The organism is Pulveribacter sp. (assembly GCF_032079985.1).
Lineage (GTDB): Bacteria > Pseudomonadota > Gammaproteobacteria > Burkholderiales > Burkholderiaceae_C > Melaminivora.
On sequence record NZ_DAMATK010000004.1, the window covers coordinates 140,578 to 165,020 of the forward strand.

Sequence of the window (24,443 nt, forward strand, 5' to 3'; positions counted from 1 at the left end):
AGCCTTCAGCGCGGCGCATTCAGGCTGCGCTCCAGGGTGCGCATGGCCTCCAGGCGCTCGCTCAGCTGCTCGTTGCGCTGCTGGGCCTCGCGCAGCTGGCGGGACTGGCGGTCCAGCTGCTCTTCCAGCCGCCGCTGCTGTAGCAGGCGCTCCTCCAACAGGCGCGCCAGTGGGTGCAGCGCGGCCAGGGCGCCGTCTTCCAGCACGCGCTGCGTCAGGCCCAGGGCACGGGCGGTGTCCGCCGGTTGGTGGGTGTGCATCAGTGCCAAGGCCAGGTAGAGCCGGCGCTCGGGAGGGCCATCCTTGGCCTTGTCCAGGCTGGAGATCTCTGCGGCCAGGGCGGGGGCGTCGGCGCCGCGCACGTGGTCCGCGTATTGCAGCGCCTCCTGCAAGGCGGGGTTCAGGGTCTCTCGCGGGGCCTCGAGCGGCTCCTCAACCGGTTCGGGCTCGGGCTCGGGTGGCCGTGGCACCGCGGGTGGCGGTGGCGGGCTGCAGCCCACCGCCGGCGCCGGTTGCACGGCTTCCGGTTGGTGGGTGGGGGCGGCGCAGCCCGCCACGGCCAGTAGGGCGGCGGCGAGCAGCAGGCATCTAGGAATCATCGGGTAGTTCGATACGGAAGGCAGTGTGCGGGCCCGTGTCCAGCAGCATGGCGTCGCCGCCATGCGCCATGGCATATTCGCGCACGATGGACAGCCCTATGCCCGTGCCGCGCGCCGTGTCCTGCGGCTGGCGCTGGCCCCGGTAAAAGGGTTCGAAAATATGCAAGCGGTCATTGTCATGGACGCCCGGGCCCTCGTCGTGTAGGTCGATCCGCACACGACCGTCCATCCGCGCCAGCTCGATGCGGATGGTGCCGCCACGCGGCGAGAAGCGGATGGCATTGGACAGCAGATTGGCCACGGCCGAGCCCATCTTCTCCGCATCCACGGTGAGCCGCACCGGCCCGCCCACCACCTGCACCTGCAGATCCTTGGCCTGCAACTGCAGCCGCTGCGCCTGCACCTGCGCCTGGACGAGGTCCGAAAGCTCTGTCGGGCTGCGTTGAAGCTGGCGCGCCTCGAAGGCAGCGGCGTTGAAGCGCAGTAGCGCTTCGATTTCGGCTTGCAGCGCCAGCGTGTTCTGACGCAGGATCTCCACCACTTCGCGCTGGCTGTCGCCCAGTTCGCCCGTGACGCCCTCCTGCAGCAGTGCCACGCCCTCGCGCAGCGAGGCCAGGGGCGTCTTCAGCTCGTGCGAGATGTGACGCAGAAAGCGCGCCTTGTCCGCCTCCAGCTCCAGCAGCCGCACGCGCAGCCACTCCAGCTGCTGGCCCAGACGCCGCACGTCCACCGGGCCGGCGATCTCCACGCTGCGCGACAGCTCGTTCTCGCCCAGGCGGCGAATGGCCCGCTCCAGCCGCTTGAAGGGCCGCGCCAGCCACACGCCCAGCGCCAGCGCCAGCAGCGCCGCCAGCGCCAGCGTGGCCACGACGCGCCGGGTGACGGCGCGGCGGCTGGCCTCGACGCGCTCCATCAGCTCGCCGCTGCGCCGGGCATTGAGTTCCTGCACCGCCTGGGCAATGGCGGCGTTCAGCGTGTCGATGTCCAGGAACAGCGCAGCCACGGCACGCTCGCTGTCCAGCGACTGCGCCGCCGGGCCCTGCAGCAGCGCTGCGACCTGCGCCAACCGGCCGTTCCACTGCTCGCCCAGCTGCGGCGGCAGGCCGCGCTGCTGCAGCGACTGCAGCGTGGCCTGCGCGTCCTGCCGTGTCTCATCGAAGTGCCGACGTAGCTGCGCGTCGCCCAGGATGAGCGACTGGCGCGCCGCTCGCTCCAGCGCCTGGCTGCGGCTGCCCAGGTTTTGTGCGGCGGCAGCCAGGGCGATGGCCTCGGCCGCACCCGAGCGGCTTTGCGCCATCAGCTGCTCGAGCGTGGCCAGGGCCTGCAGCGAACTGGCACCCAGCAGCGCACCGATGGAGAGAAACGCCAGCAGCAGCAGCTGCTGGAACGACAGGCCGCCCCGGGGTGGACGGCGCTTGCGAGCGGCGGCTTGCGATGTGGGCACGGCCTGCCTGCCGCCGCTGCGGTTCAGCGCACCAGCTCCGGTTGCGGCTCGCGCACCTGCACCTGGCCGCGCAGCGTGTAGGTGCGGGCCTCGGTGATGCGCACATCGATCATTTGCCCGATCAGCCGGGCGTTGCCCGCGAAGTTGACCACCCGGTTGCACTCCGTGCGGCCCATCAGCTCGCTGCCGTCGCGCTTGGACACACCTTCCACGAGGATGCGCTGCACCGTGCCGACGCGCTCCTGGCTGATCTCCAGGATGTTGCGGTTGATGACGGCCTGCAGCTCCTGCAGGCGGCGCAACTTGACGTCGTGCGGCGTGTCGTCGTGCAGGTTCGCCGCGGGCGTGCCGGGGCGCGGGCTGAAGATGAAGCTGAAGGAGTTGTCGAAGCGCACATCGTCGATCAGCTTCATCATTTTCTGGAAGTCTTCCTCGGTCTCTCCGGGGAAGCCCACGATGAAGTCGCTGCTCATGGCCATATCGGGCCGAATGGCGCGCAGCTTGCGGATGGTGCTCTTGTATTCCATGGCCGTGTAGCCGCGCTTCATGGCCATCAGGATGCGGTCGCTGCCGTGCTGCACCGGCAGATGCAAGTGGCTGACCAGCTTTGGAATGTGCGCGTAGGCCTCGATCAACCGGGGGGTGAACTCGTTGGGGTGGCTGGTGGTGAAGCGGATGCGCTCGATTCCGGGAATCTCGGCCACATACTCCAGCAGCAGGGCGAAGTCGGCCTTCTCGGCCGTGTCGCCCATGGCGCCCAGGTAGGCGTTCACGTTCTGGCCCAGCAGTGTGACCTCCTTCACGCCCTGGTCGGCCAGGCCCGCCACCTCGACCAGCACGTCTTCGAACGGGCGGCTGACCTCTTCGCCGCGCGTGTAAGGCACGACGCAGTAGCTGCAGTACTTGGAGCAACCCTCCATGATGGAGACGAAGGCGCTGGCGCCCTCGACGCGCGCGGGCGGCAGGTGGTCGAACTTCTCGATCTCGGGAAAGCTGATGTCCACCTGCGGCCGGCGCTGTGCCTCGCGGGCGTTCAACAGCTCGGGCAGGCGGTGCAGCGTCTGCGGGCCGAAGACCACGTCCACGAAGGGCGCCCGGCGGATGATCTCCTCGCCCTCCTGGCTGGCCACGCAGCCGCCCACGCCGATGAGCACGCCGCGTTCCTTCAGGTGCTTGACGCGGCCCAGGTCGGAGAAGACCTTCTCTTGCGCCTTCTCGCGCACCGAGCAGGTGTTGAAGAGGATCAGGTCGGCCTCGTCCGGGTCCTGTGTGGGCTCATAGCCCTGCGCGGCTTTCATCACGTCGGCCATCTTGTCCGAGTCGTACTCGTTCATCTGGCAGCCGAAGGTTTTGATGAAGACTTTCTTGGTCGTCATGGTGCAGTTCCCAACCTCACAGCGCCGTGGCCGGCTGGGGCGCCGGGGCGCTGCCCTTGCGCGCCTTGCTTTTGGCCTCCGCGGGCGTGAGCAGCCAGGCAGTGAGCAGCCGGCCGGTACTGGCCTCCATGACGTAGTTCACCGTGAGCGGCTCGCCAGCCAACGTGTGCGCGAACACCAGGGCGTTTTGCTGGTTGAAGATGCGCAGGCCCGGCGCCAGGCGCACGGCCTTGCCGTTGAGCTCGCCCTGGGTGCGGCTGAGGATCTTCAGCGTGCCACGTTCGGCGTTGGCGGGAAAGGTGCGCTGGCCGGCGGCCACCGGGGCCTGCTGGGCCGATGCGGCGGCCGGCATGCCGGCCAGCAGGGCGGCGCCGCACAGCAGCAGCGCGGCGCGGGAATGCGAAGGAAAACAGCGTTGCATGGTGTCTATCCAGAGGCTGTGGAAATGGGGAAAGGCAGCGATTGTGCCCAAGGCACAAAGACCGTCGGGACGCCCGGACGGCGAAATGCCCCCGTATTGGCTATGTGTTGCTAATTGCTACAGAATTTCGGGTTTTGCACCATGAGGCCCGGCGGCGTTCCCGACCGGGCCGTCAGTAGAGGATTGGATGAACTTCTCCCGCATCACTGTCGGCGCTCGCCTGGGACTCGGGTTTGCGCTGGTCATTCTGGCCGGTCTGGCCGTGGCCGTCTTCGGCAGCGTCCAGCTGCAGAGCGTTCAGGCCAGCACCACGCTGCTGGTACAGGACCGCATGGTCAAGATAGAGCGGCTCAACAACGTGCTGGACAACCTGAACATCGTGGCCCGCGCCGTGCGCAATCTGGCCATGATGGATGACGACGAGGCCCGCGAGGCCGAGAACCGCCGCATCGACCAAGCCCGCGAGGCCAACCAGACACTGCTGAAGCAGATAGGCGACAGCCTGGAGACGGACGAGGGCCGCAAGATCTTCGAGCAGCTGGAAAAGGTGCGCACGGGCTACAACGCCACCATCGACAAGGCCGCCGGCCTGGCGCTGGCCGGGCAAGGCACCATGGCCTCGGACGCCCTGCTGCGCGAGAACCGACCCCTGCAAGCCGCCTATTTCGGCGCGCTGCGCCAACTGATCGAGCTGCAGCAGGCAGCCATGCTGGAGACGGCGCAGGAGGTGCAGGGCCGGGCCAGCTCCGCCATGTGGCTGATGGGACTGGTGGCCGTGCTGGCCGCCGCCGCAGGCGCCGTGATGGCGTGGCTGCTGACGCGCTCCCTCATGCGCCAGCTGGGTGGCGAGCCCGACTACGCCACGCGTGTGGCGCGCGAGATTGCCCAGGGCAATCTGGCCGTGGAAGTGAACCTGCGCACTGGGGACGACGCCAGTCTGCTGGCCGCCATGCGCGCCATGCGCGATAGCCTGGCCCAGGTGGTCACCCGCGTACGCCAGGGCTCGGAATCGGTGGCCTCGGCCAGCACGCAGATTGCCCAGGGCAACCAGGACCTGTCCGGCCGCACGGAAAGCCAGGCCAGTGCGCTGCAGCAGACGGCAGCGTCGATGGAAGAGCTGGGCGCCACCGTGCGCCAGAACGCCGACAACGCGCGCCAGGCCAACCAGCTGGCCGTGAACGCCAGCACCGTCGCCACCCAGGGCGGCGAGGTGGTCGGCCAGGTGGTGGACACCATGCGCGGCATCAATGAATCGAGCCGCAAGATCGCCGACATCATCCAGGTCATCGACGGCATTGCCTTTCAGACCAACATCCTGGCGCTGAACGCGGCGGTGGAGGCGGCCCGCGCCGGCGAGCAGGGCCGGGGCTTCGCCGTGGTGGCCGGCGAGGTGCGCAGCCTGGCGCAGCGCAGCGCGGAGGCTGCCAAGGAGATCAAGCAGCTCATCACCGACAGCGTGGGTCGGGTGGAGCAGGGCAGCGCCCTGGTGGACCGTGCCGGCGCGACCATGCAGGAGGTGGTGGGTAGCATCCGCCGCGTGGCCGACATCGTGGGCGAGATCAGCGCTGCCAGCAGCGAGCAAAGCGCTGGCGTGTCGCAAGTGGGCGAGGCCGTCACGCAGATGGACCAGGCCACGCAGCAGAACGCCGCGCTGGTGGAAGAAATGGCCTCTGCCGCCGCCAGCCTGAACCAGCAGGCGCACACGCTGGTGCAGGCGGTGAGCGTGTTTGACCTGGGTGGCCACGCGGCCGTGCCGGCCCTGACGCACGCGGCCTGAAGACTTCAGGCAACAAAAAAGGCCCGGACTGGTTGGTCCGGGCCTTTTTGCTGGTGCTTTCGCGGGTGTTTGGTGGTGGTACCGGGACTTGAACCTGGGACATCAGCATTATGAATGCTGCGCTCTAACCAACTGAGCTATACCACCGAAGCCGCAAATTATAGAACAGAAATTTGCGGCCAGGCAATCACTGGTGCGTGAAGTTCGCGGCGCGCTTGTTCACGAAGGCGTCCATGCCTTCCTTTTGGTCGGCGGTGGCAAACAGGGCGTGGAACAGGCGGCGCTCATACATCAGGCCGTCGCTCAAGGTGCCCTCGAAGGCGCGGTTGACGGTCTCCTTGGCGGCCATCACGGCGACCTGGGAGAAACCGCAGATGACGAGGGCCGCGCCCAAGGCTTCCTCCATCAGTTTGTCCAGCGGCACCACGCGGCTGACCAAGCCGGCGCGTTCGGCCTCGGTGGCGTCCATCATGCGGGCGGTGAGGGCCATGTCCATGGCCTTGGACTTGCCCACCGCGCGCGGCAGGCGCTGCGTGCCCCCGGCGCCGGGGATCACACCCAGCTTGATTTCGGGCTGGCCGAACTTGGCATTGTCGGCGGCGATGATGAAGTCGCACATCATGGCCAGCTCGCAGCCGCCGCCCAGGGCGTAGCCCCTCACGGCGGCGATCACGGGTTTTCTGATCTGGCGGATCTGCTCCCAGTTGCGGGTGATGTAGTCGCCCTTGTAGGCATCCGCGAAGCTGTACTTGGCCATGGCGCCGATGTCCGCGCCGGCGGCAAAGGCCTTTTCGCTGCCCGTCAGCACGATGCAGCCGATCTTCTCGTCCGCGTCGAAGGCCTTCAGGGCCTCGCCCAGTTCGTCCATCAGCTGGTCGTTCAGGGCGTTGAGTTGCTTGGGCCGGTTCAGCGTGATGACGCCGACCTTGTCCGCCTCGGTGCGGACCTCGATGCATTCGTAGGCCACGGGGTATCTCCGTTATGTAGTGGTTGACTGAAAGAAAAAAAGGGCAGGCGAACGACTATAGCGGCCCTCGGGGCGAACTCAGGCTGGCCCCAGCCAGCGCCCGGCGGCCTGGGCGTCGGCCACGTCCAGGCGCACGGTGTCCGTGGCGGCATCGGCTGGCGGCAGGGACAGTGGCAGGCGCAGCAGGCGCCGGTCGCGCGCCAGCAGGGCGGTGAACTGGGTGTGCGTGCCGGCGTACAGCAGCACATCGTCCAACTGCTGCAGGCGCCAGGCCTCCCCGGGCAACTCCACACCCAGCCATTCGTCACCGGCCATGAAGCCCGCCGCCTCGGCGGCGCCGCCGCGCAGCACGGTCTTGACCTGCACGCCCGCCGGGCCCTCGCCGGCGCGCAGGCCCAGGCGCTGGGCCAGAGGCGCGGCTTGGTGGATGAGGGTGATGCCGTGGGCGGCCAGCAGTTCGGCCAGCGGCAGCTCCCCCGTGCCGTGCACCCAGGCGGCGATCTGCGGCGACCAGTCGCGGCCCGTGAGCTGCCGCAGCACGGCTAGCAGGTCGGCTTCGTCCATGGGACCGGCCTGGCAACGCTGCCACAGGGCGCGCATGACATCGTCCAGCGTGGCGCGGCCGCCTTGGCGCAGCGCCAGGTCCAGACACAGGCCGACCAGCGCGCCCTTGGTGTAGTAGCTGACGGTGGCGTTGGGCGTGTTCTCGTCCTGGCGGTAGTACTTGACCCAGGCGTCGTAGCTGGCCTGGGCCACGCTCTGCACGTGGCGCCCGGGGGTCTGCAGCACCTGGTTGATGGTCTTGGCGAGCACGCGCAGGTAGCTGGCGTGGTCGATCAGGCCGGCGCGGCGCAGCAGCAGGTCGTCGTAGTAGCTGGTGAAGCCCTCGAAGAACCACAGCAGCTGCGTGTAATTTTCCTGCGCGTAGTCGTAGCGGGCGAACTGCGCGGGGCGCAGGCGCTTGACGTTCCAGGTGTGGAAGTACTCGTGGCTGATCAGGCCCAGCAGCGTCTGGTAACCCTCGCCGGCCTGCAGCTCCTTGTCGTTCTGGCCCAGGCGCGGCAGGTCGCGCCGGCCGCAGATGAGGGCGGTGGAGTTGCGGTGCTCCAGCCCGCCGTAGCCGTCGGCCACCACGTTGAGCAGGAAGATGTAGCTGTCGAACGGCGGGCGACCCTCGCCGTGCCACAGGCGGATGGTTTCCTGGCAGATGCGGCGCACGTCGCGCACCAGGCGGTCGCTGTCGAAGCTGGCGGCGGCGCCGGCCACCACCAGGCGGTGCGGCACGCCGCAGGCGGTGAAGCGGATGCTCCAGAACGGGCCCATCTCCACCGGGCAGTCGACCAGCTCGTCGTAGTCGCGCGCGCGGTAGGTGCCGAAACCCGAGCGCGCCACCTTGTGCGGCGGCAGGCCCGTGGCCAGCGACCAGCCGGCCAGCGCCTGCGGGCGCTCGATCTCGATGTCGTGGGCCGCGTCCTCCAGCCCGTGCACGCGCAGGCAGACGCTGGTGCCGTTGAAAAAGCCTCGCGACGCGTCCAGCCAGGCCGTGCGCACCGAGGTGTCGTAGGCGGCGACTTCGTAGCTCAGCACCAGCGGGCGGCCGGCGGCGCATTCGGCGCGCCAGCTGCACTTGTCCAGCTGCGTCAGCGCCACCGGGCGACCGTCCTGGCTGGCGCTGAGCGACTGCAGGTTCTTGGAGAACTCGCGCACGAGGTAGCTGCCCGGGATCCACACCGGCAGCGACAGCCGCTGTCGCGCCGCCGGCGCATGCACGGTGAGCGTCACCCGGTACAGGTGCTGGTGCACCAGGGAGGGATCGATGCGGTAGTGAACGGCGGCCGAGGTGGGGCGCAGGGTGGTCATTGGGCTATCAAAAGATGAGCTACTGCCGCTTGCTAGACGGGTATTTGCGATGGTTTTCTATCGCAAAGCCGCCTGAAACAAGCGCTGGAAGCTCTTAAAACAGGAGCAAACGCGGTGCGGCCGTCACTTGCCCGCGGCCACCTCGGCCAGGCGCTTTTCCAGATCGGACGCGCCGATGGCGCCGGGCACGCGCGAGCCGTCGGTGAAGATCAGCGTGGGCGTGCCGGTGATCTTGTGTTTGCGCCCGAAGGCCAGGTTGCGCTGCAGCGCGGCGGTGTCGCAGCTGCTGGCCGCGGGCATCTTGTCGCGCAGCATCCAGTCGTCCCAGGTGGCGGCCGGATCCTTGGCGCACCAGATGTTGCGCGACTTCTCGGCCGAGTCCGGGCTCAGGATGGGGTACAGGAACAGGTACACCGTCACGTTGTCGACGTTCTGCATGTCCTTCTCGAAGCGTTTGCAGTAGCCGCAGTTGGGGTCCTCGAAGACCGCCAGCTTGCGCTCGCCCTTGCCGTGCACGATGGTCACCGCGTCCTGCAGCGGCAGCGACTTGAAGTCCACCGCCGTCAGCTTGTTGATGCGGTCCTCGGTCAGGTTGCGCCGCGCGCGGGTGTCGATCAGCTCGCCCTGGATCAGGTAGTTGCCCGCGGCGTCGGTGTAGAACAGGTCGGTGCCGATGCGCACCTCGTACAGCCCCTTCATGGGCGTTTGCCGCACCTCGTCGATCTGCGACAGCTGCGGAATGCGCTCGCCCAGCGCCTTGCGGATGGCCGCGTCCTGCGCGCTGGCCTGCGCGCCGAAGAGAAGAAGGGCCGCCGCGGCGAGCAGGGCGTGAAGGGGTTTCATGGTGGTGATCATCGTGTGGTGGTCAGGGGCCGCGGGCGCGGCGGCCGGCGCGGGTATCGGTGGCGGGTAAAGAAGATAGGGGTAAGTCAGGCGCCCGAGCCCATGGCCTGGCGGGCCACCCAGGCCTTCAGCGGGCCGCTGCGCTCGAAGCCGTTCATGCCCCAGTTGCGCAGCGCCGCCAGGCCCGCCTCGCGGCGGGAAAACAGCTGCTGCAGCCCGTCCATGACCAGGCTGGCCGGCAGCAGCGCCGCCTTGCGCTCGCGCTCGTAGCGGCGCAGCAGGCGCAGGTCGGACAGCTGACGCCAGCTCTCGCGCCGATGCAGCACGCGCGCCAGCGCTTGTGCATCGGCCAGGCCCAGGTTCAGGCCCTGGCCGGCCAGCGGGTGCACGTTGTGCGCCGCATCGCCGGCCAGCGCCCAGGCCTGCTGCGGCTGGCCGGGCAGGTGGCCGCACCAGCGACGCGCCTGCGCCTGCTGCAGCGGCCAGCTGGCGCGCGGCCCGCTCACGTGCAGTGCGCCCAGCGCGCCGTGGCTGGCCTGGGCCAGCTGCTGGGTGAAGCTGTCGTCATCGAGGGCAAGAGCCTGAGCCGCCTGGTCATGGGAGACAGACCAGACCACGGCCACCAAGTTCCCCTGCGGCCCGCCCAGGGGCAGGAAGGCCAGGATGCTGCCGTCCGCGCCGAACCACTGGCGCGCCACCTGGCCGTGGGGCAGCTCGCACTGCAGCCGCGTGGCCACGGCGGTCTGGCCGTAGGGGGTGACGTCGAAATCCACGCCGAACTGCTCGCGCGTGCGGCTGGCACGGCCTTCGCAGACCACCGTCAGCGGCGCGGCCACGGGCGCCGGGACCACCTCGACCTGGGGCTGAAAGCGCACGGCTTCCACCAGCCGCGCCTCCAGGGCCGGCACGTCGACGATCCAGGCCAGCGCCTCGCGGCCCTGATCCGCGGCGTCGAAATGCACGGCGCCGTCCTGGTCGGCCGCCACCTGCATGCGCAGCACGGGCGTGGCGTGTTCGGCGTCAGGCCAGGCGCGCAGCGACTGCAGCAGCGCCTGTGAGGCGCCGTTCAGCGCATAGGCGCGCACGTCGGGCGCGGCGTCGGCGGGGGCCGGCGGCGCCACCAGCGCCACGCGCAGCCGCTCGCGCGCCAAGAGAAGGGCCAGCGTGCGGCCCACCACGCCCGCGCCGCGGATGCATATGTCGAATGTCTGCGCCATGCGGCGGATTGTAGGAGCCGCCCCGGGAGCCCCGTGCGGGCGCCCGCGGGCGCTCAAGAAGGGGCTTTGGGGCCGGCGTCCTAGAATCGCGGGTTTCCCCAGACACCCAGAAAGCCTGAGCGCCATGAGCCTGAAATGCGGCATCGTGGGCCTGCCCAACGTCGGCAAGTCCACCCTGTTCAACGCCCTGACCAAGGCCGGCATCGCCGCCGAGAACTACCCGTTTTGCACCATCGAGCCCAACACCGGCGTGGTCGAGGTGCCCGACCCGCGCCTGGACCAGCTGGCCCAGATCGTCAGCCCTGAGCGCACCGTGCCGGCCATTGTCGAGTTCGTGGACATCGCCGGCCTGGTGGCCGGCGCCAGCCAGGGCGAGGGCCTGGGCAACCAGTTCCTGGCGCACATCCGCGAGACGGACGCCATCGTCAACGTGGTGCGCTGCTTTGAGGACGAGAACGTGATCCACGTGGCCGGCCGCGTGGACCCGATCGCCGACATCGAGGTCATCCAGACCGAGCTGTGCCTGGCCGACCTGGCCACGGTGGAAAAGGCCCTGAACCGCTACGCGAAGGCCGCCAAGAGCGGCAACGACAAGGAAGCCGCCAAGCTGGTCGCGCTGCTGACGCCGATCCAGGCGGCGCTGAACGAGGGCAAGCCGGCGCGCACGGTGGAGGTGTCCAAGGAGGACGCGCCGCTGCTCAAGCAGTTCTGCCTGATCACCGCCAAGCCGGCGATGTTCGTCGGCAACGTGGCCGAGGATGGCTTCGAGAACAACCCGCTGCTGGACAAGCTGAAAGAGTACGCCGCCGCGCAAGGCGCGCCGGTGGTCGCCATCTGCGCCAAGATCGAAGCCGAAATGGCCGAGATGGACGACGATGACCGCGCCATGTTCCTGCAGGAGATGGGGCTGGAGGAGCCCGGCCTGAACCGCCTGATCCGCGCCGGCTATGACCTGCTGGGCCTGCAGACCTACTTCACCGCCGGCGTGAAGGAAGTGCGCGCCTGGACGATTCACAAGGGCGACACCGCCCCGCAGGCCGCCGGTGTCATCCACGGCGACTTCGAGCGCGGCTTCATCCGTGCCCAGACCATCGCCTTCGACGACTACCTGCAGTTCAAGGGCGAGCAGGGCGCCAAGGACGCCGGCAAGATGCGCGCCGAGGGCAAGGAATACGTCGTCAAGGATGGCGACGTGATGAACTTCCTGTTCAACGTATGACGGCGCCGCACGACCAGGGTACGCCGGCCGACGGCTGGTTGGTGGACTGCCTCGCGCACGGCGAGGTGTTTTTTGCCTCGCCCACGCTGCAGCAGCGCTCGCACGGCCTGGAGGGCGCCGTGCGCGCCCACGAGCCGGTGAGCGCCGAGGGCATCCGCCGCCTGTTCGGGCGGGCGCGCGAGGCGGGCATCGCCGAGCCCGTGCTTTTCGGCCTGGTGCCGTTCGACACTGCGTGCAAGGCCAGCTTTACCATTGCGCGCGACCTGCAGGCGGCGCCCGTGCCGCCGCGCGGCGCCGCGCCCGCACCGGCCGGCCGCCGGCCCGCGGTAATGCAGCGCCAGCCTGTGCCCGCACCGGAGGTCTATGGCGACATGGTGCGCCAGGCGCTGGACCTGTATGCGCAGGGCGATGTGCGCAAGATCGTGCTGTCGCGCGCCATGGACGTGGAGCTGGACGCGCCCATCGCCTGTGCCGACGTGCTGCGCGATCTGCTGCGCCGCAACGCGCACGGCTACACCTTCGCCGTGCCTGCCTGGGAATGCGATGCGGCCGCCGACAAGCCCGCCGCCGTCATGCTGGGCGCCAGCCCCGAGCTGCTGGTGCGCCGCGAGGGTGACCGGGTGTTCATCAACCCGCTGGCCGGTTCCATCCCGCGCGTGGCCGATCCGGCCGAAGACCAGGCGCGCCGCGAGGGCCTGGCCGTCTCCGAGAAGGACCTGCGCGAGCACAGCTACGTGGTCAGCGACATCATGCGCATCCTGCGCGCGCACTGCGACGATCTGGACGTGCCCGATGGGCCGTCGGTGATCGGCACCGATGCGCTCTGGCACCTGTCGACCTTCATCACCGGCCGCCTCAAGGATCCCGCCATGTCGGCGCTGGAACTGGCCTGCGCGCTGCACCCCACGCCGGCGATCTGCGGCTTTCCGACGGCGCAGGCGTTCGCGCACATCCAGGCGCTGGAGCCGTTCGACCGCGAATACTTCGCGGGGCTCGTGGGCTGGCAGCGCGAGGGCGGCGACGGCGAATGGGCGCTGACGCTGCGCTGCGCCAGGTATGACGGCGACCGCCGCCTGCGCCTCTACGCGGGCGCGGGCACGGTGGCCGGCTCCGACCCGGACAGCGAGATCCGCGAGACGGCGATGAAGATGGAAACCTTCATGCGCGCTATTGCCTGACGGCGCGGCGCTCCAAAAAAAGGGCCTGCCAGCGTGTTGCGCTGGCAGGCCCTTTTTGCTGACGCGGCGGATCAGTTTTCCGCGAGGTTCAGGCGCTTGATCAGCGGCGACCAGCGCTGCAGCTCCTCGGTCATGTACTGGCCGAAGGCCTCGGGCGAGGTCGGCGCCGCTTCCATGTGCATGGTCTTGAGACGCTGGCCCACGGCCGGCGAGGCGAGCGCCTGGGTGAGCGCGGCGTTCAGGCGGGCCTTCACGTCGGCCGGAATGCCGGCGGGGGCCACGAAGCCGATCCAGCCCGAACCCTCCACGCCGGGGTAGCCCAGCTCGGCCACGGTGGGCGTGTCGGGCAAAAAGGCCAGGCGCTTGGCGGACACGGCGGCGATGGCGCGCAGGCGCCCGTCCTGCACCATGGGCATCACTGCCACGGGCGGCAGCGCGGCGAAGGTGGTGTCGCCGCTCAGCAGCGATGTGACGGCGTCGGGCGAGGACTTGTAGGGCACGTGCAGCGCCTTGCCGCCCACGCGGTCCAGCAGCAGCTCCACCGCCAGGTGCGACACGGTGCCCGCGCCGGTGCTGGGGAAGTTCAGCTTGGCGCCGGGCTTCTTCATTTCGGCCACCAGGTCGGGCAGCGACTTGATGGGCGAATTGGTGGGCACCACGAGCACGTTGTACTGGTGCACGGCCAGCGTAAGCGGCGTCAGGTCGGTAGCGGGCTGGTAGGGCAGGTTCTTGTAGATGACCGTGTTGTTGACCAGCGGGCCGGTGATGGACACGCCGAAGGTGTAGCCGTCGGGCTTGGCCTTGGCGATGGCGTCGGTGCCGAGGTTGCCGCTGGCGCCGGGCTTGTTCTGCACCACGATGCTCTGCTGGAGAGTCTTGCCCGCTTCCTCGGCCACTGCGCGGGCCAAGGTGTCGGGGCTGGAGCCGGGTCCGAAGGGGACGATCAGCGTCAGGGGTTGCTTGGCGGGCCAGGCGGCGCTCTGAGCGCTGGCGACCGCCATCAGGCCTATCGACAGCAGGGCAGACAGGCTGCGCAGGGCAAGTAGTTTCATCTCCAAGGATCTTTCTGATGGTCAAGGAAGGGCGGTTCAGGCGGAATGGAGCGCTTGCAGTCGAGATGATCCGCGCTGGCCAGCATTGCAACAAGCCGGCCTAGCGCTCCACCAGTCACAGATGCTAACGCCTGCCTCGCGCGGCATCCGGCCCGCGTGGCACCCGCGCCGTTCATCCGCTGCGCGACGTGGCACGTCAGTCTATTTGCGCAGCGCCGGGCAGGGCGCGAAACGCCGGGCGCGCGAACAGGTAGCCCTGCATCAGCGTCACCCCTTCGGCCAGGAAGAAGTCGCGCTCGCCCGCGGTCTCTATGCCCTCGGCGATGACCTGGATGTCCAGCTCCTGGCAGATGCGCAGCAGCCCGCGTGCGATGGCCTGGCGGGCGCGGCTGGTGTCCACGCCGCGCACCAGCGCCATGTCCAGCTTGACGACGTCGGGCTGGAAGTCCGCCAGCAGCGCCAGGCCGGCGTAGCCGGCGCCGAAGTCGTCGATGGCCGTCAGGAAGCCGAAGCGCTGGTACTCGCGCAGGATGGTCGCCAGCCACGGGCCATCCTCGACGCGTTCGCCCTCGGTGACCTCGAAGACGATGCGTTCCAGCGCCAGGCCGTGCTGGCGCGCGGCGGCCAGCGTGGTGCGGATGCACAGCTCGGGCCGGTAGACGGCGTTGGGCAGGAAGTTGATCGACACCCGCGCCTGCAGGCCCAGACTGGCGGCGGTGGCGATGGCCTTGACGCGGCAGGCCTGGTCAAAGCTGTAGCGGTTGTCGTGGGTGACCTGGCCCAGCACCCAGCCGGCACCCTGGCCCGCGCTGCCGCGCACCAGTGCCTCCTGCGCCCAGACCTGGCGCGTGGCCAGGTCCACGATGGGTTGGTAGGCAAAATCGAAATCGAAGGGCAGCGGGGCGGCATTCATGCAGCCGGCGCAGCCCGTGGCGGGCTGCTGCGCCGCGTCCTGGGGCATCTGGATCAAGGTCATGGGGAGGGGCCTGCAGGGCGGGGCGTTCGTTGGCATGCGGATGCACGCACAGGGCAGGCATGGTGGCACAGGTGGGCGCGGCCTGCCGGCCTGCCCCGGCTGCGCCCTACGGGGCAAAGGGTTCATGCGCGGCCACGGCCGGGTAGCGCGGCGCAGAGCACAATCAGCGCCGGATGTGGGCCAGGGTTTCCGGTTCGCGCCCTGCCCGTGCGGCACACCCGCCAGTGCCGCAGCCCCGCACCGGGGCGGGCTGGCCGATCCGCTTTGCTCCCTCAACCCACGGCCCTGCATGCACCCCGGCATCCTCTACGCAACCCTGGCCTATACCGCCTGGGGCCTGTTTCCCCTGTACTTTCGCCAGCTGGCCAGCGTCTCCGCGCTGGAGGTGATCGCCCATCGCACGCTGTGGTCGCTGGTCTTCGTGGCCGTGGTGCTGGTGGCACGGCGGCAGCTGGGCTGGATAGCGCCGGCGCTGCGCCAGCCGCGGCTGGTGGGCGTGTTTGCGCTGTCGGCGCTGCTGCTGGCGGCCAACTGGCTGGTCTACGTCTGGGCCATCAACGCCGGACACGTGCTGGACGCCAGCCTGGGCTACTTCATCCTGCCGCTGCTCAACGTGGCGCTGGGCTACGCCGTGCTGCACGAGCGCCCGCGCCGCGGCCAGTGGCTGGCCGTGGGCGTCGCCGCGCTGGGCGTGCTGTGGCTCACCGTGCAGGCCGGGCAGCTGCCGTGGATCGGCCTGTTCATCGCGCTCACCTTCTGCGGCTACGGCCTGCTGCGCAAGATGGCGCCGCTGGGGGCGCTGCACGGCCTGGCGCTGGAAACGGCGCTGCTGGCGCCCCTGGCCGTGGGCCTGCTGGCCTGGTGGGCGTGGCTGGGCCAGGCCGCCTGGCCGCACGCTGGCGTGGCGGATGCGCTGTGGCTGCTGTCGGCCGGGCCGGTCACGGCCGTGCCGCTGTTGCTGTTCGCCGCCGGGGCGCGGCGCATTCCGCTGGCCACCATGGGGCTGCTGCAGTACATCGCGCCCAGCCTGCAGTTTCTCAGCGGCATCTGGCTGCTGGGCGAATCGGTGCAGCCGGTGCGGCTGGTGGGCTTTGTGCTGATCTGGGTGGCGCTGGCGCTGTTCACGCTGGAAGGCGTCTGGCAGCACCGTGCGGCGCGGGTTGGATGAAAAGAATGCCAGTCAAACGTGGCTCAAACGCTCGCCAGTCAAGCGCTGGAAGCTATCAAAACCATAGTCAGCCGTGCAGCCAGCGGACCCACTCCGCCGGCACGGCGTGCAGCAGCGCCGCAGTCATGAGCAGGTAGCGCAGGAACTTGCCCACCGCCATATAGGCCAGGCAGGGCCAGAACGGCAGGCGCAGCCAGCCGGCGACGGCGCACAGCGGGTCGCCCACCACGGGCAGCCAGCTCAGCAGGCAGGCGCGCGCCCCCCAGCGGCGCAGCCACACGCGCAGCAGGCGCTCATTGCGCGGCAGCTGGCGCGGCATGCGCCGGACGGCGCCGCTTTGGCTGCGCGCGGCATGCCAGGCCTTGTGCGCGCCCAGGCCCATCCACCAGCTCACGGCGCCGCCCAGCGTGTTGCCCGCCGTGGCCGCCAGCACGGCGGGCCAGAACAGTTCGGGGTTGAGCTTGATCAGCCCGAACACCGCCGGTTCCGAGCCCACCGGCAGCAGCGTGGCCGAGACGAAGGCCACCAGGAACACGGTGGTCAGGCCGAACTGCGGCAGCGCCAGTGCGCCAAGCAGCTGTTGCATCCAGGCTTCCATGGGAGGGCGAGTTTAGGGGCTGGCAGGCGGGCCCGGCTTGCCCGGCGCGCCCGGCCTCTTGTATGGTGCGTGGTCACAAGAACGTAGGAGGGCAGCGATGGTTCGCAGGTTTTGCACGGGGATGGGCGCCGCAGCGGCGGGGGTAGTACTGATGCTGGGCGGTTGCGCACTGCCCGGCGCAGGCAGCGGCGGCGCGGCCGACGGCCTGGTGCCGCTGGCCAGCGTGGCGCCGGGCGTGCAGCAGGACATGCGCTACCACGGCAGCGACAACTTCCTGGGCCGCCCGGTGGCCGGCTACGAGGCGGCGCGCTGCTGGCTCAGCCCGCCCGCGGCGCAGGCGCTGGCGGCGGTGCAGCGCGAGGTGGAGCCCCTGGGCCTGCGCGTGAAGGTCTTCGACTGCTACCGGCCGCAGGCCGCGGTGGACGATTTCGTGCGCTGGGGCCGCGACCTGCAGGACCAAAAGACCAAGGCCGCCTACTACCCCCACGTGCCCAAGGAAGCGCTGTTCCAGCGCGGCTACATCGCCGAGCGCTCCGGCCACAGCCGCGGCAGCACGGTGGACCTGACGCTGGTGGTCGTCGACGGCGTGCGCGCCCGCCAGGTCCTGGCCGGCCCGCTGGCCGACGGCAGCGAGGCCGACATGGGCACGCCCTTCGACCTGTTCGACGAGCGCTCGCACACCGACAGCACCGACCAGCCGCCCGACGTGCAGCACAACCGCCAGTGGCTGCGCGCGCTGATGCAGCGCCACGGCTGGCGCAACCTGCCCGAGGAATGGTGGCACTACACGCTGGAGCGCGAGCCCTGGCCGCAGCGCTACCTGAACGTGCCGGTGCGCTGAGCGCACACGATTGCCAGGGAGACACGCCATGCCCGCCGCCCTGCGATGGATGCCCGCCGCCTTCCTGCTCGCCGCCCTGTGCCTGACGGCCTGGGCGCACCCGGCGCGGGCGGTGACGCTGCAGCTGGAGGGCCCGCGCGGGCCGGCGCAGCTCGATGGCGCGGCGCTGGCCGCCCACCCCCAGGCGCGCGACATCGACGTGCCGCAGGACGTGGCCTATGGCCGCGCCATGCGCTACCGCGCCGTGCCCCTGGCCGTGGCGCTGCGCGAGCTGGGCCTGAGCCGTGCCGACACGCTGGAGGTGGTCGCCACCGATGGCTTCGTGGCCCAGCTGCCCGGCGCCCTGGTGCTGGACGGCACCGCCGGTGGGCGCAGCCAGCCCTGGCTGGCCATCGAGCCGGCGCAGGCGCCCTGGCCGGCGCTGCCGGGCAAGGCGCATTCGGCCGGGCCGTTCTACATCGTCTGGCCCGTGGCCGAGGGCGTGAGCAGCGAGCAGTGGCCCTACGCCGTGGCCCGCCTGGCCGTGCGTGAGGCGCCCGAGCGCCGCTGGCCGCAAATCGCCGTGGCGCCGCAGCTGGCCGCCGACCACCCGGCGCGGCGCGGCCAGCCCGTGTTCATCACCCAGTGCCTGGTCTGCCACACCCTGAACGGCGCCGGCGGCGCCACCATGGGTCCAGATCTGAACCGGCCCATGAACCCTACACAGTACTTCCAGCCCCAGGCGCTGCGCCGCCTGCTGCGCGACCCGAAAAGCGTGCGCATCTGGCCCGCGCACACCATGCCGGCGTTCACTCCGGAGCAGCTGAGCGAGACGCAGATCGACGAGCTGATCGCGTACCTGGCCCATATGGCCGAGCGGCGCTGACGGGCGTCGTCAGGGGCTGAAAGGCGCGGCCCGCTTTTCGGCTGCTGAAAATTTGGGCAGGTACAATCGCCTCCCCCTTCCGCCCGTTTTGCCCCTGTACTGCGCCCCCAATGTCCGACCTGCGCATCGGCTCCCATGCCCTGCCCAACCGCCTGTTCGTCGCCCCCATGGCGGGCGTGACGGACCGGCCCTTCCGCCAGCTGTGCAAGCAGCTGGGCGCGGGCTACGCGGTCAGCGAGATGGTGACCTCGCGGCGCGACCTGTGGGACAGCCTGAAGACCAGCCGGCGCGCCAACCACGACGGCGAGAGCGGGCCGATCGCCGTGCAGATCGCCGGCACCGACGCGGACATGATGGCCGAGGCCGCCGTCTACAACATCGACCGCGGCGCGCAGATCATCGACATCAACATGGGCTGCCCGGCCAAGAAGGTCTGCAACAAGTGGGCCGGCTCGGCGCTGATGCAAAACGAGCTGCTGGCCGTGCAGATTGCCGCCGCCGTGGTGGCCGCCTGCGCGCCGCGCGGCGTGCCCGTCACGCTGAAGATGCGCACCGGCTGGTGCGACGAACACAAGAACGCCGTGCAGCTGGCGCGCCAGTTGGAGGACGTGGGCATCCAGATGCTCACCGTGCACGGACGCACGCGCGAGCAGGGCTACCGCGGCCAGGCCGAGTACGACACCATTGCCGCCGTGAAGGCCGCCGTGCGCGTGCCCGTGGTGGCCAACGGCGACATCGACAGCCCCGAGAAGGCGCGCGCCGTGCTGGCCGCCACCGGCGCCGACGCCCTCATGGTGGGCCGCGCGGCGCAGGGCCGGCCGTGGATTTTTCGCGAGATCGGCCACTACCTGGCCACGGGCCAGCACCTGGCGCCGCCGCTGGTGGCCGAGGTGCGCCGCCTGCTGCTGGCGCACCTGCAAGACCACTACCGGCTCTATGGCGAGGACACCGGCGTGCGCAGCGCGCGCAAGCACATCGCCTGGTATGTGCGCCAGCTGCCCGGCGGCGAGCAACTGCGCCAGCACATCAACGCCACGCTGGATGCTGCCGCGCAGTGGCAGACCGTGGCCGATTACTTTGACGCCCTGGGTGCGCGCATGGACCGGTTGCCGGCCGCCGCGGCCACGGCCAGCAACGAGCAACAGATACCAGCATGAGCAGCACCCCAAACCAAGGCGGCGGCAGCGGCCTGCAGCAGTGCGTGCGCGACAGCCTGCACAGCTACTTTCGCGACCTCGGCGGCGAAGCGCCCGACGGCGTGTACGACATGGTCGTGCGCCTGGTGGAGAAGCCCCTGCTGGAGGTGGTCATGAGCCAGGCGGACAACAACCAGTCGCGCGCCGCCCAGTGGCTGGGCCTGAACCGCAACACGCTGCGCAAGAAGCTGGTGGAGCATCAATTGCTCTGAAGAGCTATTCAATTTGATAGCTTCCAGTGCTTGCCCAGCAAGGGCTAGAGCCCGATTTCATTCATAAAACTGCCAGGGGCTACCCATGAAGACTGCACTCATCTCCGTCTCCGACAAGAGCGGAATCGTCGAATTCGCGCGTTCGCTGCATGCCCTGGGCGTGCGCCTGTTGTCGACCGGCGGCACGGCCCAGCTGCTGGCGCGCGAGGGCCTGCCGGTGACGGAAGTCGCCGAGGTCACGCAGTTCCCCGAGATGCTGGACGGGCGCGTGAAGACGCTGCACCCCATGGTGCACGGCGGCCTGCTGGCGCGGCGCGATGTGCCGGCGCACATGGCGGCCTTGCAGGAGCACGGCATCGGCACCATCGACCTGCTGGTGGTCAACCTCTACCCCTTCGAGGCCACCGTGGCCAAGGCCGGCTGCACGCTGGCCGATGCCATCGAGAACATCGACATCGGCGGCCCGGCCATGGTGCGCAGCGCCGCCAAGAACTGGAAGGATGTGGGCGTGGTGACGGACGCCGGCCAGTACGAGGCCGTGCTGGCCGAGCTGAAGTCCGCGGGCCGGCTGTCCGACAAGCTGCGCTTTGCCCTGTCGGTGGCGGCCTTCAACCGCATCGCCCAGTACGACGGCGCCATCAGCGACTACCTGTCGTCGGTGGATTTCGAAGAGGGCAAGCCGGCCGAGGCCTATGTGCCCACGCGCCACCTGTTCCCCGGCCAGAGCAACGGCATCTTCACCAAGATTCAGGATCTGCGCTACGGCGAGAACAGCCACCAGCAGGCCGCGCTGTACCGCGACCTGCACCCCGCGCCCGGCTCCATCGTCACCGGCGTGCAGCTGCAGGGCAAGGAGCTGTCGTACAACAACATCGCCGACGCCGACGCGGCCTGGGAATGCGTCAAGAGCTTTCGCCTGCCCGCCTGCGTCATCGTCAAGCACGCCAACCCCTGCGGCGTGGCCGTGGGCACCAGCGCGCTGGAGGCCTATTCCAAGGCCTTCCAGACCGACCCCACCAGCGCCTTCGGCGGCATCATCGCTTTCAACCGCCCGGTGGACGGCCCCGCGGCCCAGCAGATAGCCAAGCAGTTCGTCGAAGTGCTGATGGCGCCGGACTTCACGCCCGAGGCGCTGGAAGTCTTCAAGGCCAAGGCCAACGTGCGGCTGATGAAGATCGCCCTGCCGGCCCCCGGCGGCGACACCGCCTGGAAGCAGGGCCGCAACCTGATGGACGCCAAGCGCGTGGGCTCCGGCCTGCTGCTGCAGACGGCGGACAACCACGAACTGCAACTGCCCGACCTGAAGGTGGTCACCGCCAAGCAGCCCACGCAGGAAGAGATGCAGGACCTGATGTTCGCCTGGAAAGTGGCCAAGTACGTCAAGAGCAACGCCATCGTGTTCTGCAAGGGCGGCATGACCATGGGCGTGGGCGCGGGGCAGATGAGCCGCCTCGACTCCGCCCGCATCGCCAGCATCAAGGCCCAGGCCGCCGGCCTGTCGCTGGCCGGCACGGTGGTGGCCAGCGACGCCTTCTTCCCCTTCCGCGACGGTCTGGACGTGGTGGTGGACGCGGGCGCCACTTGCGTGGCGCAGCCGGGCGGCTCCATGCGCGACCAGGAGGTGATCGACGCCGCCAACGAGCGCGGCGTGGCCATGGTCTTCACCGGGGTGCGCCACTTCCGCCACTGAGTTGGCGCCAAGCGCATCGCGACATGAATCGGCCCCTACCGGACGACGAGGACGAGGGCGCATCCCGGCCGCGCTGGCTGGGCTGGGCCATCGTGGTCTTCATGGTGTTGGTGGTGCTGGGCGTGCTCAACGTGGGCTGGCGCATCCTGCAACCGGGCCCGGCCGCGCAGGCGCTGGACGCGGCGCAGCAGGCCCGTCCCGGGCTGGCCGCGGGCCGGGCTCTCGTCGAAGGCTCGGACTGCATGCGCTGCCACGGGCTGGTGCGGCGCTACGTCGGCCCTTCGTTCGGTCAGATCGCGGCGCGCTATGCCGGCCGCGCCGATGCGCCCGACTACCTGGCCCGCAAGATCCGCGAGGGCGGCGGCGGCGAATGGGGCCGCGCGCTGATGCCGCGCCACCCGCAGATCACCCAGGCGCAGGCGCTGCAGATGGCGCAGTGGCTGCTGGCCGTGCCGCCGGTCGCCACCACGGACGGGTCGCCGTGACCATGCTATTCAAACAATAGCTGCCGGCGCTTGATGGGCGGGCGATTGGGCCAGATTCAGGGTTGCGAGCGCGACCGCGCCGGTGTGGCGCCATGGAGCGCGGGCCACAGGTCTTTTTTGAGGGTTTTTGGGCTTCAGCGCTTGACCAGCAAGCGCTGGCAGCTCCTCTTTTTATAGCTTCCTGAACACGTCGCGCGCGACGGCGACGGTGTCGGCGATGTCCTGGTCGGTGTGGGCCGCGCTGACGAACCCGGCCTCGTACAGTGCCGGCGCGATGTACACGCCGCCGTCGAGCAGGCCGTGGAACAGCGCGTTGAAGCGCGCGCCGTCGGTCTTGAGCACTTCGGGATAGTTCTGCGGCAGCGCGGGGAGCAGGAAGAAGCCGAACATGCCGCCCTCGGTGTCGGCGCAAAAGGGCACGCCCGCCGCGCGCGCGGCGCCGGCCAGGCCGTCCACCAGGGCGCGGGTGCGCTCGGCCAGCTGCTCGTAGAAGCCGGGCTTAGCGATCTCGCGCAGCGTGGCCAGGCCGCAGGCCGTGGCCACCGGGTTGCCCGACAGCGTGCCGGCCTGGTAGACGGGACCCAGCGGCGCCAGTTGCTCCATGACGCTGCGCGGGCCGCCGAAGGCCGCCAGCGGCATGCCGCCGCCGATGACCTTGCCCAGCACGGTGAGGTCGGGCACAAAGCCGGGGATCTCGCGCGCGTAGACGCTCTGCGCGCCGCCCAGGGCGACGCGAAAGCCCGTCATCACCTCGTCCAGGATCAGCAGCGCGCCGTGCTGCGAGCACAGCTCGCGCGCGCGGCGCATGAAGGGCACGCTGGCGCGCACGAAGTTCATGTTCCCGGCGATGGGCTCCATGATCACGCAGGCCAGGTCCTTGCCGTGCAGGGCGAAGGCTTCCTCCAGCTGCGCCACGTCGTTGTATTCGAGCACCAAGGTGTGCTGCACCACCTCCGGCGGCACGCCGGCGCTGGTGGCGTGGCCGAAGGTGGCCAGGCCCGAGCCGGCCTTGACCAGCAGCGAGTCCGCATGGCCGTGGTAGCAGCCGTTGAACTTGATGATCTTGCTGCGCCCGGTGGCGCCGCGCGCCAGGCGGATGGCGCTCATGCCGGCCTCTGTGCCGGAGCTGACCAGGCGGATCATCTCCATGGAGGGCACGTGGCGCAGGATCTCCTCGGCCAGCTCCACCTCGCGCTCGGTGGGCGCGCCGAAACTGAAGCCTTCCAGGGCGGCCTGCTGCACGGCCTGCAGCACGGCCCGGTGGCCGTGGCCCAGGATCATCGGGCCCCAGGAGCCGATGTAGTCGATGAAGCGCTGGCCGTTGGCATCCCACATGTAGGCGCCCTGGGCGCGTTCGATGAAGCGCGGTGTGCCGCCCACGGCGCGGAAGGCCCGTACGGGGGAGTTGACGCCGCCGGGGATGAGCGCCTTGGCGCGGTCGAAGAGGAGCTGGTTGCGGTCAGTGCTGTGTGTCATGAGGGGGCAGATCAAAGCCCGCCGCGTCCGTCGGGTCGGCGGCGGAGGATTCGTCGTCTTCGGGGTCGTCCTCGGGCTGGGCCCAGAACATGCGGTCGGGCAGCACATGGCCCATGCCGGGGCGGAAACCGCACTCCAGGGTGCCGTCCAAGTAGCTCAGCGCCTCGCCCAGCGCCTCGCCCAGGTCGCAGCCGCTGGCCACCAGGGCCGTGAGGGTGGCGCTGAGCGTGTCGCCGGCGCCGGTGAAGGTGGCCTCGATGCGCTCGAAGCGCCCGCTGGCCAACACCGCCTGCGCCGAGGTCAGTACGTTGTCGATGTGCTGATCGGGCAGGGGCACGCCGGTCACCAGCAGGTAGGGCACGCCGTGTTCGGCGGCGGCGATGGCCAGCTCGCGTGGCGTGGGGTTGCCGCTGCCGGCCCACTCGGGCAGCAGCCAGCGCCACAGCACGCTGTGGCTGCCGACCAACACCGAGGTCTGTGGCAGCAGCAGCTCGGCGGCGGCGTCCAGGTACTGGTCGATCAGGTCGTCGCGCCACCACGACAGGTCGGGCATGTAGCTGATGACGGGTACGTCGGCGTAGTCGGCGGTGATCTCGGCGATGACGGCCAGGTTCTCCGGGCTGCCGGCGAAGCCGACCTTGATGGCCTGCACCGGCATGTCCTCCAGCGCGGCGCGCGCCTGCTCGTCCACGGCGTCGCTGTCGAAGGGGAAGTGGTCGAAGATGGCGGTGCTGTCGCGCGCGTAGGCGCCGGTCACAACGCCCAGTGGATGGCCGCCCACGGCGGCGATGGCCATGATGTCTGCGGTCAGGCCGCCGGCGCCGCTGGCGTCGCCGGCGTTGAAGGTCATCACGCAGACCGGGCCGGCCACGGCCTCGTCGTCTTCAGGAGTGCTCAGGGGGGAAGGTGTCATGGAGAAGTGCCAGCCTACCCGGTGGCACGAAAGCCGCGTCCTGCAGTGATCACTAGATACAATCGTTGCA

Annotated in this window: 23 protein-coding genes and 1 tRNA gene; 10 read left to right on the forward strand and 14 right to left on the reverse strand. The window is 69.8% G+C overall.

All coding sequences use genetic code 11. From position 1 onward, the window contains the following. Positions 1 to 5 precede the first annotated feature (5 nt). From RT282_RS13185 to RT282_RS13200, 4 genes are read right to left on the reverse strand one after another with little or no spacing between them, the layout of a single operon-like run. Entirely contained in the window at positions 6 to 599 is a 594-nt protein-coding gene (locus RT282_RS13185) for a hypothetical protein (protein WP_313314854.1), read from the reverse strand. Continuing rightward, positions 589 to 2,043 (reverse strand): ATP-binding protein, encoded by a 1,455-nt coding sequence (locus RT282_RS13190; RefSeq protein ID WP_313314857.1) that lies wholly within the window; start codon positions 2,041 to 2,043, stop codon positions 589 to 591. The genes RT282_RS13185 and RT282_RS13190 overlap by 11 nt, the downstream gene beginning before the upstream one ends. Before the next feature lie 23 nt (positions 2,044 to 2,066). Then, on the reverse strand, positions 2,067 to 3,419 hold the full coding sequence (miaB, locus tag RT282_RS13195; RefSeq protein WP_312756350.1) for a tRNA (N6-isopentenyl adenosine(37)-C2)-methylthiotransferase MiaB: 1,353 nt from the start codon (positions 3,417 to 3,419) through the stop codon (positions 2,067 to 2,069). A gap of 16 nt (positions 3,420 to 3,435) precedes the next feature. Continuing rightward, a complete protein-coding gene (locus RT282_RS13200) occupies positions 3,436 to 3,840 on the reverse strand; it encodes a hypothetical protein (RefSeq protein ID WP_312756352.1) in 405 nt (134 codons plus the stop codon). 187 nt (positions 3,841 to 4,027) lie between these two features. On the opposite strand from RT282_RS13200, the gene RT282_RS13205 reads away from it, so the two are divergent. Next, complete coding sequence (locus RT282_RS13205; protein WP_313314861.1) at positions 4,028 to 5,617, forward strand: methyl-accepting chemotaxis protein; 1,590 nt, start codon at positions 4,028 to 4,030, stop codon at positions 5,615 to 5,617. Positions 5,618 to 5,687: 70 nt separating this feature from the next. Here the strand turns inward: RT282_RS13205 and RT282_RS13210 are convergent. The 5 genes from RT282_RS13210 to RT282_RS13230 all read right to left on the reverse strand — a co-directional run bounded on the left by RT282_RS13210 (position 5,688) and on the right by RT282_RS13230 (position 10,504). Next, positions 5,688 to 5,764, reverse strand: a tRNA-Met gene (locus RT282_RS13210). A 40-nt stretch (positions 5,765 to 5,804) separates the two neighbouring features. Then, entirely contained in the window at positions 5,805 to 6,584 is a 780-nt protein-coding gene (locus RT282_RS13215) for an enoyl-CoA hydratase (RefSeq protein ID WP_313314864.1), read from the reverse strand. 78 nt (positions 6,585 to 6,662) lie between these two features. Beyond that, a complete protein-coding gene (locus RT282_RS13220; protein ID WP_313314867.1) occupies positions 6,663 to 8,444 on the reverse strand; it encodes a peptidase M61 in 1,782 nt (593 codons plus the stop codon). Between the two features lie 123 nt (positions 8,445 to 8,567). Next, positions 8,568 to 9,287: a DsbC family protein gene (locus tag RT282_RS13225; RefSeq protein ID WP_313314869.1), complete on the reverse strand. Its 720-nt coding sequence runs from the start codon at positions 9,285 to 9,287 to the stop codon at positions 8,568 to 8,570. A gap of 86 nt (positions 9,288 to 9,373) precedes the next feature. Then, complete coding sequence (locus RT282_RS13230; protein ID WP_313314871.1) at positions 9,374 to 10,504, reverse strand: FAD-dependent monooxygenase; 1,131 nt, start codon at positions 10,502 to 10,504, stop codon at positions 9,374 to 9,376. Positions 10,505 to 10,628: 124 nt separating this feature from the next. Between RT282_RS13230 and ychF the strand changes: the two genes are divergently transcribed. Together ychF and RT282_RS13240 are read left to right on the forward strand one after the other, a co-directional pair. Next, positions 10,629 to 11,723, forward strand: a complete 1,095-nt coding sequence (gene ychF, locus RT282_RS13235; protein ID WP_312756692.1) for a redox-regulated ATPase YchF — start codon at positions 10,629 to 10,631, stop codon at positions 11,721 to 11,723. Beyond that, a complete protein-coding gene (locus RT282_RS13240; RefSeq protein ID WP_312303551.1) occupies positions 11,720 to 12,901 on the forward strand; it encodes an isochorismate synthase in 1,182 nt (393 codons plus the stop codon). Before ychF ends, RT282_RS13240 begins: the two co-directional genes overlap by 4 nt. A gap of 71 nt (positions 12,902 to 12,972) precedes the next feature. Here the strand turns inward: RT282_RS13240 and RT282_RS13245 are convergent, their stop codons facing one another. Beyond that, positions 12,973 to 13,953 (reverse strand): tripartite tricarboxylate transporter substrate binding protein, encoded by a 981-nt coding sequence (locus RT282_RS13245; RefSeq protein WP_312303549.1) that lies wholly within the window; start codon positions 13,951 to 13,953, stop codon positions 12,973 to 12,975. A 196-nt stretch (positions 13,954 to 14,149) separates the two neighbouring features. After that, a complete protein-coding gene (locus tag RT282_RS13250; protein ID WP_409519487.1) occupies positions 14,150 to 14,929 on the reverse strand; it encodes an EAL domain-containing protein in 780 nt (259 codons plus the stop codon). A gap of 289 nt (positions 14,930 to 15,218) precedes the next feature. On the opposite strand from RT282_RS13250, the gene rarD reads away from it, so the two are divergent. Then, positions 15,219 to 16,097, forward strand: coding sequence for an EamA family transporter RarD (rarD, locus tag RT282_RS13255; protein WP_313314874.1), 879 nt, complete (start codon positions 15,219 to 15,221; stop codon positions 16,095 to 16,097). A gap of 67 nt (positions 16,098 to 16,164) precedes the next feature. Here rarD and RT282_RS13260 read toward each other — a convergent pair whose 3' ends face one another. Beyond that, positions 16,165 to 16,683 carry a YqaA family protein gene (locus tag RT282_RS13260; protein WP_312307293.1) on the reverse strand — a complete coding sequence of 173 codons (519 nt, stop codon included), beginning with the start codon at positions 16,681 to 16,683 and terminating at the stop codon, positions 16,165 to 16,167. Between the two features lie 109 nt (positions 16,684 to 16,792). Between RT282_RS13260 and RT282_RS13265 the strand changes: the two genes are divergently transcribed. The 6 genes from RT282_RS13265 (at position 16,793) to RT282_RS13290 (ending at position 21,984) form a co-directional block, all read left to right on the forward strand. Continuing rightward, positions 16,793 to 17,536 carry a M15 family metallopeptidase gene (locus RT282_RS13265; RefSeq protein WP_313314877.1) on the forward strand — a complete coding sequence of 248 codons (744 nt, stop codon included), beginning with the start codon at positions 16,793 to 16,795 and terminating at the stop codon, positions 17,534 to 17,536. Between the two features lie 28 nt (positions 17,537 to 17,564). Continuing rightward, complete coding sequence (locus tag RT282_RS13270; protein WP_313314879.1) at positions 17,565 to 18,401, forward strand: cytochrome c; 837 nt, start codon at positions 17,565 to 17,567, stop codon at positions 18,399 to 18,401. A 110-nt stretch (positions 18,402 to 18,511) separates the two neighbouring features. Beyond that, positions 18,512 to 19,558 (forward strand): tRNA dihydrouridine synthase DusB, encoded by a 1,047-nt coding sequence (dusB, locus tag RT282_RS13275; protein ID WP_313314881.1) that lies wholly within the window; start codon positions 18,512 to 18,514, stop codon positions 19,556 to 19,558. Beyond that, positions 19,555 to 19,809 (forward strand): Fis family transcriptional regulator, encoded by a 255-nt coding sequence (locus RT282_RS13280; protein ID WP_312306282.1) that lies wholly within the window; start codon positions 19,555 to 19,557, stop codon positions 19,807 to 19,809. The genes dusB and RT282_RS13280 overlap by 4 nt, the downstream gene beginning before the upstream one ends. Before the next feature lie 85 nt (positions 19,810 to 19,894). Beyond that, positions 19,895 to 21,499 (forward strand): bifunctional phosphoribosylaminoimidazolecarboxamide formyltransferase/IMP cyclohydrolase, encoded by a 1,605-nt coding sequence (gene purH / locus RT282_RS13285; protein WP_313314884.1) that lies wholly within the window; start codon positions 19,895 to 19,897, stop codon positions 21,497 to 21,499. A 23-nt stretch (positions 21,500 to 21,522) separates the two neighbouring features. Then, a complete protein-coding gene (locus RT282_RS13290) occupies positions 21,523 to 21,984 on the forward strand; it encodes a c-type cytochrome (protein ID WP_313314886.1) in 462 nt (153 codons plus the stop codon). Between the two features lie 171 nt (positions 21,985 to 22,155). Here RT282_RS13290 and hemL read toward each other — a convergent pair whose 3' ends face one another. Both hemL and RT282_RS13300 read right to left on the reverse strand, forming a co-directional pair. Next, entirely contained in the window at positions 22,156 to 23,460 is a 1,305-nt protein-coding gene (gene hemL / locus RT282_RS13295) for a glutamate-1-semialdehyde 2,1-aminomutase (protein ID WP_313314889.1), read from the reverse strand. Beyond that, positions 23,444 to 24,373: a bifunctional hydroxymethylpyrimidine kinase/phosphomethylpyrimidine kinase gene (locus RT282_RS13300; RefSeq protein ID WP_313314890.1), complete on the reverse strand. Its 930-nt coding sequence runs from the start codon at positions 24,371 to 24,373 to the stop codon at positions 23,444 to 23,446. Before RT282_RS13300 ends, hemL begins: the two co-directional genes overlap by 17 nt. Between the last annotated feature and the right edge of the window lie 70 nt (positions 24,374 to 24,443).